The 13,909-nt window shown below is 73.8% G+C and carries 14 protein-coding genes and 1 pseudogene; 9 read left to right on the top strand and 6 right to left on the bottom strand.

What is annotated here, in order from left to right; translation table 11 throughout:
- Window positions 1–54: 54 nt before the first annotated feature.
- A complete protein-coding gene (locus tag ACFYMP_RS29395) occupies window positions 55–462 on the bottom strand; it encodes a rodlin (RefSeq protein WP_388863194.1) in 408 nt (135 codons plus the stop codon).
- Window positions 463–853: 391 nt separating this feature from the next.
- Between ACFYMP_RS29395 and ACFYMP_RS29390 the strand changes: the two genes are divergently transcribed.
- The gene (locus ACFYMP_RS29390) at window positions 854–3,397 is read left to right on the top strand and encodes a lysylphosphatidylglycerol synthase domain-containing protein (RefSeq protein ID WP_388863192.1); all 2,544 of its coding nucleotides are present in this window, start codon (window positions 854–856) and stop codon (window positions 3,395–3,397) included.
- Between the two features lie 51 nt (window positions 3,398–3,448).
- Here ACFYMP_RS29390 and ACFYMP_RS29385 read toward each other — a convergent pair whose 3' ends face one another.
- The gene (locus tag ACFYMP_RS29385) at window positions 3,449–4,393 is read right to left on the bottom strand and encodes a ribose-phosphate diphosphokinase (RefSeq protein ID WP_388863190.1); all 945 of its coding nucleotides are present in this window, start codon (window positions 4,391–4,393) and stop codon (window positions 3,449–3,451) included.
- Window positions 4,394–4,412: 19 nt separating this feature from the next.
- On the bottom strand, window positions 4,413–5,111 hold the full coding sequence (locus ACFYMP_RS29380; protein ID WP_388863188.1) for a phosphotransferase: 699 nt from the start codon (window positions 5,109–5,111) through the stop codon (window positions 4,413–4,415).
- A gap of 207 nt (window positions 5,112–5,318) precedes the next feature.
- On the opposite strand from ACFYMP_RS29380, the gene ACFYMP_RS29375 reads away from it, so the two are divergent.
- The 6 genes from ACFYMP_RS29375 (at window position 5,319) to ACFYMP_RS29350 (ending at window position 10,413) form a co-directional block, all read left to right on the top strand.
- Window positions 5,319–5,570 (top strand): hypothetical protein, encoded by a 252-nt coding sequence (locus ACFYMP_RS29375; protein ID WP_388863186.1) that lies wholly within the window; start codon window positions 5,319–5,321, stop codon window positions 5,568–5,570.
- Window positions 5,570–5,944 carry a toxin Doc gene (locus ACFYMP_RS29370; protein ID WP_388863184.1) on the top strand — a complete coding sequence of 125 codons (375 nt, stop codon included), beginning with the start codon at window positions 5,570–5,572 and terminating at the stop codon, window positions 5,942–5,944. The genes ACFYMP_RS29375 and ACFYMP_RS29370 overlap by 1 nt, the downstream gene beginning before the upstream one ends.
- A 408-nt stretch (window positions 5,945–6,352) precedes the next feature.
- Complete coding sequence (locus ACFYMP_RS29365) at window positions 6,353–7,636, top strand: YeeE/YedE family protein (protein WP_388863182.1); 1,284 nt, start codon at window positions 6,353–6,355, stop codon at window positions 7,634–7,636.
- Between the two features lie 294 nt (window positions 7,637–7,930).
- A complete protein-coding gene (locus ACFYMP_RS29360; RefSeq protein WP_388863180.1) occupies window positions 7,931–9,004 on the top strand; it encodes an MDR family NADP-dependent oxidoreductase in 1,074 nt (357 codons plus the stop codon).
- A gap of 90 nt (window positions 9,005–9,094) precedes the next feature.
- Complete coding sequence (locus ACFYMP_RS29355) at window positions 9,095–9,499, top strand: MerR family transcriptional regulator (protein ID WP_388863178.1); 405 nt, start codon at window positions 9,095–9,097, stop codon at window positions 9,497–9,499.
- Window positions 9,500–9,582: 83 nt separating this feature from the next.
- Window positions 9,583–10,413: an aldo/keto reductase gene (locus ACFYMP_RS29350; RefSeq protein ID WP_388863176.1), complete on the top strand. Its 831-nt coding sequence runs from the start codon at window positions 9,583–9,585 to the stop codon at window positions 10,411–10,413.
- Window positions 10,414–10,458: 45 nt separating this feature from the next.
- Here ACFYMP_RS29350 and ACFYMP_RS29345 read toward each other — a convergent pair whose 3' ends face one another.
- Window positions 10,459–11,247 (bottom strand): polysaccharide deacetylase family protein, encoded by a 789-nt coding sequence (locus tag ACFYMP_RS29345; protein WP_388863174.1) that lies wholly within the window; start codon window positions 11,245–11,247, stop codon window positions 10,459–10,461.
- Window positions 11,248–11,570: 323 nt separating this feature from the next.
- Between ACFYMP_RS29345 and ACFYMP_RS29340 the strand changes: the two genes are divergently transcribed.
- On the top strand, window positions 11,571–11,777 hold the full coding sequence (locus ACFYMP_RS29340) for a hypothetical protein (protein ID WP_388863172.1): 207 nt from the start codon (window positions 11,571–11,573) through the stop codon (window positions 11,775–11,777).
- A gap of 237 nt (window positions 11,778–12,014) precedes the next feature.
- Here ACFYMP_RS29340 and ACFYMP_RS29335 read toward each other — a convergent pair whose 3' ends face one another.
- Together ACFYMP_RS29335 and ACFYMP_RS29330 are read right to left on the bottom strand one after the other, a co-directional pair.
- Window positions 12,015–12,569: a bacterioferritin gene (locus ACFYMP_RS29335; RefSeq protein ID WP_388863170.1), complete on the bottom strand. Its 555-nt coding sequence runs from the start codon at window positions 12,567–12,569 to the stop codon at window positions 12,015–12,017.
- Window positions 12,570–12,710: 141 nt separating this feature from the next.
- Window positions 12,711–13,007, bottom strand: a pseudogene (locus ACFYMP_RS29330) (cytochrome P450); the annotation flags it as partial.
- 318 nt (window positions 13,008–13,325) lie between these two features.
- Between ACFYMP_RS29330 and ACFYMP_RS29325 the strand changes: the two are divergent.
- Entirely contained in the window at window positions 13,326–13,535 is a 210-nt protein-coding gene (locus tag ACFYMP_RS29325; RefSeq protein WP_388863168.1) for a hypothetical protein, read from the top strand.
- The last annotated feature ends 374 nt before the right edge of the window (window positions 13,536–13,909 follow it).

Here is a 13,909-nt window from a genome sequence, read left to right as displayed (position 1 = left end):
CCGTGCGGACCGGGCCCCGCGGGCCCGCGCGGGCGGACCCCCTCAGGCGGTCGTTCAGCGGTTCGCGACGCCGTTGCCCGACAGGACCGGGATGTCGCCCAGCAGGTGCGACAGCGGCTCGTCCTCCTTGGCCTGGGTGCTGTTGTCCGTGCACTGCTCGTTCTGCGGCGAGGAGAGGACCTGCACGTCCTGCACGGTGACCGGGACGAGCAGGCCGACCAGCGAACCCGCGTTCACCTTCGCGGGCACCCCGAGGCACAGCTTGTTGAGGCTGTCGGAGACGAGGCTGCCCTGCGGGCTCTGACGGCCGGCCGTCGTGGCGTTGCCCGAGGCCTCCTGCGCGCCGTTCCCGCTGAGGGTGGTCGCCCCGCCGTCGTCGGAGAGGGCCATCGCGGGGGCCGCGGACATCGCGGCACCGGCGACGGAGGCGGTGACCGCGACGGCGGCGAGGTACTTCTTCATGAGAACTCCTGGCTGATGAGGGGACGGGGCCGAACCGCTCGCCGCCGCCCGCAACGGGCCCGGACGGCGCTGCCGCCCGGCTCGACGAGACCCCGTGACCGGGGCACCGTGCCCAACCGGTCAGACGCCCCGGGGTTTCGTGCCGTCCCCCGTAAGGACCACAACCAGGGCCCGATGTGACCCTCACGAGGGAAGCTCCCGGCCAGGCCGTGACCTGCCCCACCCGACCCCCGTGATCAGTGCCCCGCCCTTCCGTGCCACCATCCTGACGGCCACCGGCGGACACGTAGGGACACGGAAACTGATGACAGGCGAGGCGGACAGCGGCGGCATGAGGACCGGGGCCCCGAGCGCGCCCGGCCCCCGGACGCGGCCCCCCGCGCCCTCTTCCGTGCCTTCGCGCCGTACCCCCGCCGCCCCGCCCCCGGCGCCCGCACCGGGCGTCCGGCCCCTCCTGCCGGCCCGCAGGGTCCGCCGGCCGGGCGACCTCGTGCGGTGCGCCGCCGGGCTCCTCGCCCTCGTTCTCGTCCTCCTCATGGCCGGCTACGCGCGCAACACCACCGCGGGACTCGGCAGCGACCTGCCGGTCGGCGGCAGGCAGGGCCCGGGACCGTTCGCCTCCGCGATCGGCTTCCTCTCCGGGGCCGGGGTACTCCTGGTGCCGCTCGCCTTCGCCGTGGACCGGCTCGTACGCCGTGACGGGGCCCGGGTCGCCGACGGGGTACTCGCCGCCGTCCTCGCCTACGCGCTGTCCCTCGGCCTCAACACGTGGGTCACCGACGGCGCCTCCACGGCGGTCCGGGCCGCCCTCACCAACGTGCCCGAGGGCGGCACCCCCACCGACGCCGTCCACGTCTACCTCGCCCCGGTCATCGCCTGCATGACCGCCGCCGGGCTCACCGGCCGCCCCCGCTCGCGGCTCGCCCTGTGGGCGGGCGTCGTCCTGTGCGGCACGACCGCCCTGCTCGGCGGCTACGCGACCGTCCTCTCGCTCACGCTGACGGTCCTGCTCGGCTTCGTCGCCGGCCATGGCACGCTGTGGACGATCGGTGCTCCCGCCGACCGCACCACCGCCCGGCACGTCGCCGCGGGACTGGCCACCGTCGGCATCACCGCCACCGCCGTACGGCCCGAGACCGACCCCGTACGGGGCGGCCGCCGCCACCTCGTGCACCGCGCCGACGGACCGCCCCTCGACGTCCACGTCCTCGACCGCGAACAACAGGCGTCCGGCTTCTTCTACCGCCTGTGGCGGCGACTGCGGCTGCGCTCCTTCGCCGTACGGCGCACCCCGCAGTCCGTGCACCAGGCGCTCGAACAGGAAGCCCTCCTGGCCTACGCGGCCACCGCCTCGGGGGCCCGCACCCCCGAACTCCTCGCGGCCACCGAACTCGGCCCCGACACCGCCCTCCTCGTCTACACCCACGTCCCCGGCCGCACCCTCGACGAACTGGCCGAGGACGAGATCGACGACGCGCTGCTGCGCAGCTGGTGGGAGTGCGTCCACACGCTGCACCGACGCCGCGTCAGCCACGGCAGGCTCACCGGCCGCTGCCTGCTCGCCGCCACCCCCGGGCCCGGCACGCCGGAAACCGCGGACCCACGCGCCCAGGGCCACCTCCTCGACCTCACCGAAGGCAGCATCGCCGCGGGCGATCTGGCCCTGCGCCTCGACGTCGCCCACCTGCTGACCGTCCTCGCGCTGCGCGTCGGCGCCGACCGGGCCACCGCCTCCGCGACCGCGGTCCTCGGCGTGACCCGGGTCAGCGCCGCACTGCCCCTGCTCCAGCCCATCGGGCTGCTGCGCTCCGTGCGCCGGGACCTGCGGCGCCACGACCGCGCACGCAAGAGCGCCCTGCGCACCGACGTGGCCGGCCGGCTCGCGGCCGGCGAACTGACCCAGGCCGAGGCCGAGCGGGAACTCGGCGCGGGCGAGACGGACCTGCTCGCCGAGATCCGCGCCCGCGTCCTCGCCGAGGCCCCGCGCGCCGAGGCCGAACCGGTCCGGCTCGAACGTCTGCGACCACGCACCCTGTTCAGCGTCGTCGCCGGCGCCTTCGCCGTGTACCTGCTGTGCACGCAGCTCACCGTGCGGCCCTCCGACATCGTGGCCCGCGCCGCCCCCGGGTGGGCGCTCGCCGCGCTCGCCGCCGCCGCGCTCAGCCACGTCGCCGCGGCGATGAGCCTGACCGGCTTCGTGCCCGAGAAGCTGCGCTTCGGCCGCTCCGTCGCCGCGCAGCTCGCCGGTTCCTTCGTCAAACTCGTCGCACCGGCCGCGGTGGGCGGGGTCGCCCTCAACACGCGCTTCCTCCAGCGCTCGGGGCTGCGGCCGGTCCAGGCCGCCGCGAGCGTCGGCGCCTCCCAGCTCGTCGGCCTCGGCTGCCACATCCTGCTGCTGGCCGGATTCGGCTACGTCGCGGGCAACGAGCGGACCCAGGACCTCACCCCGTCCCGCAGCGTCATCGCGGGCCTGCTGACGGGCGCCGTACTCGTCCTCGCCATCGGCTCCGTCGGTCCCGTGCGCCGCCGGCTGCTGTCCCTGCTGCGCCCCCTGCTGACCGGCGTCGTGCCCCGCATGCTCGACCTCGTGCAGCGGCCGGGCAAACTCGCCACCGGCTTCGGCGGCACGATCCTGCTGACCCTGTGCAACGTGGCCTGCCTGACCCTCTCGGTACGGGCCTTCGGCGGGCAGGTCAGCTTCGCGGTCGCCGCCGTCGTCTTCCTGGCCGGCAACGCGGTCGGCTCGGCCGCGCCCATCCCCGGCGGCATCGGCACCATCGAGGTGGCCCTCGCCGCGGGGCTGCGCGCCGCCGCCGGCCTCGACTACACGACGGCCTACCTCGCGGTCCTGCTGTTCCGGCTGCTCACCTTCTGGCTGCCGGTGCTGCCCGGCTGGCTCGCGTTCACCGTGCTCCAGCGCAAGAAGGCACTCTGAGGGCGCGACCGCGCAACGCACCCCGCGCGGCGGCCGCGGGGCGCTGCCGGCTCACTTCTGGTCGAACAGCGCGCTCACCGACTCCCCGTCGTGGATACGCCGTACCGCCTCCGCGAGGGCCGGGGCGACGGACAGCACCGTGAGCTTCTCCGTACGCTCGGACTCGGGGACCGGGACGGTGTTCGTGCACACGACCTCCACCACGTCCGGCTGCTCGGACAGCCGCTTCAGCGCGCCCGCGGCGAACAGCCCGTGGGTGCACGCCACCCGCACCGAGCGGGCGCCCAGCTCCCGCAGCCGCTCCAGCAGCTCCAGGACCGTACTGCCCTTGGCGATCTCGTCGTCCAGCACGATCACGTCCCGGCCGGCCACCTCGCCGATCACCGAGCTGATCGTGACCCGGTCGTCGGCGAACCGCTGCTTCGCGCCGGCCGCGACCCCGGTGCCGAGAAGCCGCGCGAAGGCCGCCGCCTCCTTCGCGTTCCCGAGGTCGGGGGAGACGACGGTGGTGTTCGACAGGTCGAGCCGCCGGAAGTGCGCGGCCAGTTCACGCAGGGCGTGCAGGTGGTCCACCGGCACCGAGAAGAAGCCGTGCACCTGCGGGGAGTGCAGGGTTATGGCCAGCACCCGGCTCGCCCCCGAGGCCACGAGCAGGTCCGCGACGAGCCGGCCGCCCAGCGAGATGCGTGGCGCGTCCTTCTTGTCGGAGCGCGCGTAGGCGTAGTGCGGCATGACGACCGTGATCCGCCCCGCCGAGGCACCACGCGCCGCGTCGCACATGAGCAGCAGCTCCACGAGGTGCTCCTGGACCGGCGTCACCAGCGGCTGGATCAGGAACACGTCCCGTTCCCGGCAGTTCGCCTCCAGCTGCACCTCCAGGCAGTCGTTGGCGAAGCGGTTGATCCGGGCCGGGGAGAGCGGTACCCCCAGGTGGGCGCACACCTCCGCGGCCAGATCGGGATGGGCGCTGCCACTGAACACGGCGATGTCTCGCACGAACCGCTCCTCGGTGGATCTACTGGGCGTGCCGTCCAGGATCGTAGCCGTCCGCACCACTCGGCAGCGCCGCCACCACCCGGTCCACGGCGGCGTCCAGTGCGGTCAGCTCCTCCGGTCGCGCCATGGGGTCGCGGGCTCTGCGGCGCCGGGCCCGCGGCAACTGCGACGCGATCCCGGACGGCCCCGCGGCCAGCAGCAACCGCAGGAACTCCTCGACCGCCCCGGTCCGTTCGGTGAGGGAGACGGCGACCTGCGCCATGATGAGCGCCGACAGGGCCCAGTCCAGCGAGGGCGGCCCGGTGGCGGCGTTCTGCCAGTCGATGACGACCGGGCCCCGCGGACCGAGCAGCACGTTCTCCGGGTGCAGGTCGAGGTGGAGCTGGCGGTGACCGGGCACCGTGTCCGTCACCGGGAGCGTGTGCAGGCGGTGCAGGAGGTCCGCGAGCAGTGCCGCGGCCTCGGCCACCTCCAGCGAACCGTCCAGCATCGCGCGGGACATGGTCGGTCCGGTGACCCGGCGCATGACCAGATCACCCTTGGCGTACGTTCCCGGGCGCACCTCAGGAACGGGGTAGCCCCGGGCGGCCAGTCGCCGCATGAGGGCCGCCTCCGGTGAGGCGTCCACGGCGTCCCGGTAGCGCCGCAGGACCCAGTCCCCGTCCAGCGCGAAGACGTCGGCGGTGCGTCCCGAACCGATCAGCTCACCTGTCGTCACTCCGCCAGCCTAGTCACCCCGCGAGCGGGCCGACCCGCTCGCGGCTCCCGGCCTCGCGGGGGTGCCGCTGCCGGCGCCGTTTCCCGCCCCGGGGAAAGCGAATGACGGGACGTCAGGACGCAGGTGCCCTCAACGCCCCCGCGTAGGCGGAAACTTCGTGGCACCGGCCCCCTACCCCCGGCGGTACCGGATAGGTACCCTCCAGGCATGCCGTCACTGAACGTGTCCTTCACCGATGAGGAACTCGAAGGGGTGCGGGTCGCCGCGGCGGCCGAGGGCAAGAGCCTGAAGCAGTACCTGCACGACCTCGGGGTCCGGGAGCACCAGCGCAAGCAGTTCGTGGCCGGTGCGCTCGACTGGGGGGACCGCCTGCGTCAGGAGTTCGACGAGGCGTTCCCCGCCGAGATACCGCCACGGCGCCGGTCGGGCGGTCCCGGCGGAGGGGCAGCAGCGGCCTGATGCCTCTCTTCGTGGACGTGGCCTGGCTCCTCGACGTCCAGGAGCGGGCGGTGCCGGAGGACGTCTCCGTGGCCGACTACTCGGCCCTGGTCGCGGCGGTGTCCCGGCACCGCACCAAAATGCCCACCCTCGCCGCCTCCGACCCCGACGCCGCCTGGCGGGCGGCCGCCCTCCTGCACACGATCGTGCGGCTCGAACCCCTTCCGCACCGCAACTCCCTCTACGCGGCCCAGGTCGCCGCGCAGTACATGGGGCAGTGCGGCGAGGGCATCGACCCGCCCTACGGGGCGCTGTCCGAACTGATCAAGGCCATCAGCGTGGACGAGGCCGACCTGTACGCCGTGGCAGACCGCCTGCGCGCCTGGCGCATCTGAGGTCCGGCGGTCGCCCGCTCCGGCCGGGTCCCGGCGCGCGCGCCCGTCTCATCTCTGATCCCGAAATATGAGACGCGTGTTCGGAATCCGGTACGTGTCTGATTATCGTGAGCCCATGCACGGACAAGCGCGATCCCTCACCATGGCGCTCTTCGCCGCCACGGCCTGGAGCGTCGACGACGCTCTCTGTCGCCGCTGAGCCCCGCGCCGACGGTGCGCGGCCCTCTTCCCCGCGTGCGCTGATCCCGGCCCGGAGCGGTCCGCCGCCGGACACCCGGAGCCGACGCGCCTCGCCTGCCCCCACGGGGCCCGCCTCCCACCGAGTCCGCCCCCCTTACGGGGCCCCTTCCCGTGCCCCGCGTCATGACCTCGCGACCTCCTCGTCCTCGCAGACCCGAAAGGCCCGCCGTGACCACCGCCCCTCCAGAGCAGGCCCCCAGCCGCAGGGGCCCGCTCACCCCCGTACCCACGAGCGTCCCGGCCCCCGCGGCCGAACCGCTGCCCCCGGTGCGCACCGCCCCCCTCCTCGGCGCCGCTCTCGTCGGCGCCGCGCTCACCGTCTACACGTGGGCCGAGCACGGAGCCAAGCCGGGGGTCCTGCTGCTGCTCGGCATGGGGCTGGGCGTCGCCCTCTTCCACTCGCGGTTCGGTTTCACCTCCGCCTGGCGGCAGCTGATAGCCGTCGGCAACGGCACCGGACTACGCGCCCACACCCTGCTGCTCGGCACCACCGCGACCCTCTTCGCCCTCATCATCGGCACCGGCACCGGACTGTTCGGGGCGAAGCCCGCCCCCAGCGCGGGACCGATCGGCCTCGGCCTCCTCATCGGCGCCTTCCTCTTCGCCGTCGGCATGCAACTGGGCGGGGCCTGTGCCTCCGGCACCCTCTTCGCGGTCGGCTCGGGCCAGACCACGGTGCTCCTGACGCTCGGCGGCTTCATCGCGGGATCGACCCTCGCCGCCTGGCAGTGGGGGGTGTGGAAGGACCTGCCGGCCGCCGACCCGGTGCTGTTCTCCGACCACCTCGGCGGCTGGTTCGGCTCCTGGCTGCTGACCCTCGTACTGCTGGCCGGGGTGTACGTCCTCGCGCGCCGCGTCCAGGCGCGGCGCAACCCGCCGCCGATCGGTGTGCCGCCGTCCGCTCGCGGCTCTCTCGCCCGCGCGATCCGGGGTTCCTGGCCCCTCGCCGCGGGGGCGCTCGTGCTCGCCGTCCTCGGAGCGGGCGTACTGCTCGTGTCCGGTGGCGCCTGGGGCATCACCAGCGCCTTCGCCCTGTGGGGCGCCAAGTTCGCCGGGGTCCTCGGGGCCTCGCCCGAGACCTGGGACTACTGGAAGCAGGCCGGGAACGCCGCCCAGCTGCACGGCCCGGTACTGGCCGACAAGAACAGCCTCACCGACATCGGCATCATGGTCGGGGCGGCCGTGGCGGCCGCCGCCGGCGGGGTGTGGCAGCTGCACCGCGGACTGCCCGCCCGTACCGCCCTCGCCGCCGTCCTCGGCGGAGTCCTCATGGGCGTCGGCGCCCGGATGGCGGGCGGCTGCAACATCGGCGCCTACCTCGCGGGCATCGCCTCCGGCAGCCTGCACGGCTGGATCTGGGGAGCCGTCGCCCTGATCGGCACCTGGGCCGGTCTCAGGCTCCGTCCGCTGTTCGGCCTCGGCAATCCGAAGCCGGGCGACAGCGTCTGCTGACGCGCCTGACGCATACGCGTCAGGCGCAGCGGACCACGCACGACGCGCCCCGTACGCGGTCCGCAGGCGGTCCGCACGCGCCTGTACGCGCTTTGTGCGGGTGGGAGAGCGCGCGGTGGGGGCGGGTGGCGGGGCACCACACGGTTGCGCCGCCCGCCCCGTCTCCCTTCCCGGACGCTCCCGCACTCCTTGACCCTCACCCGTACGTCAGGGGTTAGCGTCCCGGCTCCGGTGGCGACGGCGTCGGCCACGTCGGCCGCCGGGACCAGTCCGCCGACCGTCAAGGAGCCCCGGATGAGCAGCGTTCCCGCCCCCGCCCTTCCCGCGACCTCACGCGAGGTCCGGCTCGCCAGAAGCCCTCGCGGCCTGCCCCGCCCCGAGGACTTCGAGGTGGCCACCCGTCCCATGGTGGCCCCCGCCGCGGGGGAGGTGGTGGTCCGCAACCACTACTTCGTGATCTCGCCCGCCCTGCGCTCCCTCTTCGCAACCCCCGCCTTCCGCACCCCGCTTGACCCGCTGCGATCCGGACAGCCGCTCGTGGGCACGGCCGTGGGCGAGGTGGTGGCAGCGGGGGACGCGACCACCCCGGCCCCCGGCACCCTGGTGAGCCACCACCTCGGCTGGCGTGAGTACGCCGTCCTGCCCGCCGGATTCTGCACTCCGCTCGACCCGGCCCTCCCCGACGAGGCGGCCCACCTCTCCCAGGGCGCGCTCGCGCACGCCGCCCTCACCGGGGTCGCCGGACTGCGCCCGGGGGAGACGGTGTTCGTGGCCGGCGGGGCGGGCGCGGTCGGTTCGATGACCGGCCAGCTGGCCCGGCTGCTCGGCGCGGGACGTGTCATCGGCTCGACCGGCTCGACGGACAAGGCCCGGGTGATGACCGAACGCCTCGGCTACGACGAAGCGGTGCTCCGCGAAGGGCCCGGCGGACCGGACGGTGACTTCGGCAAGCGGCTGCGCGAGGCGGCTCCCGACGGGATCGACGTGGTCGTGGACCTCGTCGGCGGCGCCCAGCTCAGGGCGGCGACCGAGACCGCCAACCCGGGGGCCCGCATCGCCCTGGTCGGAGCCCTCGCCGGACAGCTCGACGCCCAAGGGGACGGTGCGAGCGCCCCCGTCACACTCGACACCTTCCGGCTCGTCGTGCAGCGCGTCAGCCTGCGGGGCGTGAGCGGACTCGACCACCCCGAGAGCTACACCGCGTGGCCCGCCCTGTTCGCCGCCGGCCTCGCCGAGGGCCGCCTCACCTTCCCGCACGAGAGGATCACGGGCATGGAAGCGGCTCCCCGCGCGTTGCAGGAGGCGATGGCCGGCCGCTACGTCGGCGCGGTGGTCGTCGACCTGCGCGGCGCGTCCGCCCCGAAGTAGCGCCGACGGGGACCGGTCCCGGGCCGTCGTGGTCAGCGGCACAGCTACCGGGGCGGCCCGGTCCGCCGCGGAAAAGGGGGAGACGGTCGGATGCGCATCGGGGACGCGGCGGCGGCAGCCGGTACGACACCGCGGGCACTGCGGTTCTACGAGGAGCGGGGACTGCTGCCCCCGCCCGCCCGCAACAGCGGCGGACAGCGCGACTACGCGCCGCGGGACATCGAGCGGGTGCGCCTGATCAGGGAACTGCTCGCCAGCGGGCTGACCGTGGACGACGTGCGGCACTGCGCCGCCGGCCTCGACGAACTGATCGGCCGACTGCCCCGCGCCTGCGCCGGCGCGGAGGGAGGCCCGTCCGCCGCCCCCGCCCGGCCGGAGGGGATCGCCGCACGCCGGCTCGCCGCGCTGGACGCCGAGATCGACCGGCTCACCCGTCTGCGTGAACGCCTGGCCCGGCAGATGAACCCTGAGGTGGTCTCCCGCATGGAGCCGTGATCACGTGGAAGGGGACAGGGGAACGCCGACGTGGCGCCCCCGCCCGACGCGCCCCAGATCCCCAGCCCCGGAGAAGTGATTCCATGGCCCCCGCCCCGCTGCTCGAACTGAACGACGGTCACGCGCTCCCCGCGCTCGGCCTCGGCACCTACCCTCTCGACGACGCCGGGGCGGAGGCGGCGGTCGCCCAGGCCGTGGGCCTCGGCTACCGACTCGTCGACACGGCCGTCAACTACCGCAACGAGACCGGCACCGGACGCGGCCTGGAGCGCTCCGGGGCGCCACGCGAGGACCTGTTCGTCACCACGAAACTGCCCGGCCGCGACCAGGGCTACGAGGAGACCCTGGCCTCCTTCGAGGACTCCCGCAAGCGGCTCGGCGTCGCGTACGTGGACCTCTACCTCATCCACTGGCCGCTGCCCCGGGTCGACCGCTACGTCGACTCCTGGAGGGCGATGCTCAAGCTGCGCGAGGAGGGACTCGTCCGCTCCGTGGGTGTCTCCAACTTCACCCCCGAGCACATCGAGCGGCTGGAGCGGGAGACCGGCGTACTGCCGGCCGTGAACCAGATCGAGCTGCACCCGCTGTTCCCGCAGGACGAGTTGCGCGCCTTCCACCGGACGAAGGGCATCGTCACCGAGAGCTGGAGCCCGCTCGGTCGCGGCAGCGACCTCCTCGACGACCCGGCCGTGGCGGACGTCGCCGCACGGCACGGCGTCTCGGCCGGACAGGCCGTACTGCGCTGGCACGTCCAGCTCGGCGCCGTCCCCGTCCCGAAGTCCGCCGACCGGGACCGTCAGCGCGCCAACCTCGACGTCTTCGGTTTCGAGCTGTCCGACGAGGACATGCGCCTCATCGGCGACCGCCCCCACCGCAGGATCGGCGGCGACCCGCTCAGCCACGAGGAGTTCTGAGGATCCGTCGCGGCGGGCCGGGGCACCCCGGCCCGCGCACCGGTCCTACGGCCGGTACACCGCTCCCGGCTTCGGCACTCCGGGAGCCATCAGCTGGGGCACGGTGACGAAGGTGTACCCCCGCTTCCTCAGCGCGTCGATGATTCCGGGGACCGCCGGCACGGTGCCCTGGTACAGGTCGTGCAGCAGGATGATCCCGTCGCGCGAGGACTGGTCGAGGATGCGCTTCTCTATCAGCTTCGAGTCATTGGTGGAGTAGTCCTTCGCGGTCGCGCTCCACAGCACCTGCGCTATGCCGAACTCCTCGCATATCTTCGACACCTCGTCGCTCGTGCGGCCCTGCGGCGGCCGCATCAGCGTCGGCTCCTTGCCGGTGAGGTCCTTCACCGCCTTCTGCGTACGGGACATCTCCCGGCGCACCTCCGTGTCGGAGAGGTCCGTGAGCCTGCGGTGCGACCAAGTGTGCTGGGCCACCTCGTGCCCCTCGTCCGATATCCGCTTCACGAGCTTCGGGTACCGCTCTATGTGGTTCTTGCCCAGAAGGAAGAAGGTCGCGTGCACCTTCTTCTCCTTGAGGATCTTCAACAGCTGCGGTGTGTGCCGGCTCGGGCCGGCGTCGAAGGTCAGCGCTATGCACTTCGCCTCGCGGCAGTCCACCGGCTGATGTGCCATCACGACTTTCGCGTTCGCGTGCGCGCGCTCGCTCTTCGGCGCGACGGTGTGCAGGCTCGTGCACCCGCTCAGTACGGCGCCGAACGCGGTCGCGAGGGCGAGCGCGGCGGCGCCACGGCGCCGCCGTGAGGAACGGTGGGGGCCACGGACGGACTCGGGCATGGTGAAACTCCCTCTCGCGGGCGGGGGCGGGTGACGCGCCGTCACGGGCGTTCCCCCGCGGCCCGCGTGCGCGCAGCACGGCATCGCGGACGGACCGAGGCCGGTCCATCCGCGCTCGTCACTGCTGGTCAGAGCAGGTCAATCGCTCCGGGCGCGACTATACACATGAGGTATACACGTGATGCATAGTGGCCCTGTTCCCGTCGGCCCGAAGCATCGGGGCGGGACACCGGGGAAGATGCGGGGGAGAGCCGCGGGGTTCCATCGAGCGGCGCGGTACACACTGAGAGAAGGACTCGAATACATAACGAAGGGACAACACGATGAGGTCTGTGCTGTGGGTGTTACTCGTCGGCTGCACGGGCGCCAACATCGCCTTGTCGATGCTGCTGGACAGGGGCCCGGTCCAGGTGGCGCTGAGCGTCGCCACCGGTGCGGGAGTGTTCGTCTCCCTCGTCGTCCTGGTCACCATGCGCTCCAGCAGGAGCCCCGGGGAGCGCCGCGCCCGGGGCCTGCCGCGCCACGAGTGAGCCGCCCCGGCGGGGAGGCGGGCGGTACGCCGGCTTCCCGGCCGGTGAACCCGGCGGCCCCGGTCTCTCACCCGAACGGGCCTGCCACGGGCGGGGGATCACGAGCGGGGCGCCCTGGCAGGGGGCAGGGGGCTTCAGGTATGGGGGCCGGGGCGCCACCGCCGTCCTCACTCCCCGAAGGGCACTCCACGGACACCGCTCCCCCGGGCCCGCGCTGTCTCAGGAAGTGGCGACGGCTCAGGCCGCCGGTCCCGGCTTCTCCTTGGGGATGCGCTCCAGGAGGCCGCGCATGTCGTCCGCGTGCTCCTCCTCCTGCGCGAGCAGGTCCTCGAAGACCCGCCTCGTCGTCGGGTCCTTGTCCCCGAGCCACTGGATGATCTCCGTGTACGAGTCGATGGCGATGCGCTCGGCCACCAGATCCTCCTCCACCATCCTCACGAGGTCGAGGCTCTCGTCGTACTCCGCGTGCGCACGGCCCGTCAGGGTGTCCGGGTTGAAATCCGGTTCGCCGCCCAGTTGCACGATGCGCTCCGCGAGTTTGTCCGCGTGCTCCTGCTCCTCCCCGGCGTGCTCCAGGAACTCGGCCGCGACCGGTTCCGAGTTCATCCCGGTCGCCGTGTAGTAGTGCCGTTTGTAGCGCAGCACGCACACGATCTCCGTGGCCAGTGCCTCGTTGAGCACCTGGAGCACGCGGGAGAGGTCCGCCCCGTACGCCTCGGTGATGGGACCCTTGTCGATCTGCTGACGGGCCCGCTCGCGGATCGTCTGAATGTCGGTGAGGAACTCGGCCACGCCGGGGACACCCCTTCTCGCTCTGTCGGAACCGCTCGTGATGTCGCGCTACGGGTACCCCGCTACCGGGGACCTGTACGCCTCCGGGCCCCCTACGACTTCGTTCGTTGCACCATTCGGCCCCGAGTGCGGCCGACAGCGCTACGGCGCGTGGGTGTCCGCGCCCAGTCGCACGGGCAGTGCGAGCACCCCGTTGCCGACGAAGCTCGGATGCCGTGGAAGCTCCGCGTCCGCACCCACCGGCCGCAGTCCGGGGAAGCGTCCGAAGAGAGCGCCGAGCGCGACCTCGGCCTCCATCCGGGCCAGCGGCGCGCCCAGGCAGAAGTGCGCGCCGTGCCCCAGGGACAGGTGCCGCGCGTCGGCTTCGCGGTTCACCCGGAAGCGGTCGGCGTCGGGCCCGTGCGCCACCGGATCGCGTCCCGCCGCCGAGTAGCCCGACGCCGCGCGCTGATCCGCCAGGGGTTACGGGACAGCCCTTAGGGCGCTCGCGGCCGTCCCGGAAGTGGATTCCAGGCCGAAACCGGACCGGCGCCGGCTTCTCGTGACCGGTGCCACCGGGCACACCGGGACGGACGTGGCCCGCGCGTTGACCCGGGCGGGTGAACGTCCCCGGGGCCGCCGCGCACGTGTCGTGCCTGATGACGCGGCACGAGCCGCTCCGCTCCCCGGGGCGGGCTCCGCTCCGGCGTGCGGCGGCGCCGGGGTGGGGGTTGGCTGGGGGAGCCGGGCACGCCGTCCGGGTCGAGAGGAGGAGTCGTGCGCATATTGAAGGCGACACAGGAGACCGGTGACTCGTCCCTGGTGTGGCACGCGATGGCGGAGGGCGACCGGGCGCTGTGCGGCGTCCGCGTGCCCGAGGCCGCGCCCGAACCCCCCGCCGGGGGTGAGCGCTACTGCCTCGTGTGCATGAACCGTGTGGACACGCACGTCGGCACCGGCGCGGTGGCGGGCGAACAACTCGCCTGAACCGGCGGCTCGACCGGGCGGGGTACGAGGACGCACACCCAGGAACTCGGATGCCGGGGGCGGGGACGAGCATGCGCGGCTCTCCCCGCCCCCGGGAAGTGGTGGACGCGCGAAGCGTGGCCGGCGGAAGGAAGAACGGGTCGTGGGGTGGCAGGGACCGATGACGACCCTCGGTCCCTGCCACCCCACCACCCGTTCGCCGCTCCCGCCGTGTACGGAGTGCGTCCGGCGCCGAGCGGCAGCCGCACGCGCTCCGTACACGGCGGCGGGGGGGGGGGGGCGCGGCCGCCCCGCCCCCCCCCCCCCCGCCCCCCCGGTGAGCGGGGGGGGGGGGGGGGGCCGCCACCCCCCCCCCCCCCCCCCCCCCCCCCCCC

This window comes from Streptomyces sp. NPDC007088, from assembly GCF_042869355.1.
Taxonomy (GTDB): domain Bacteria; phylum Actinomycetota; class Actinomycetes; order Streptomycetales; family Streptomycetaceae; genus Streptomyces.
The sequence above is the reverse complement of the archived record's forward strand: the minus strand, read 5'-3'. Positions and strand labels throughout refer to the sequence as shown.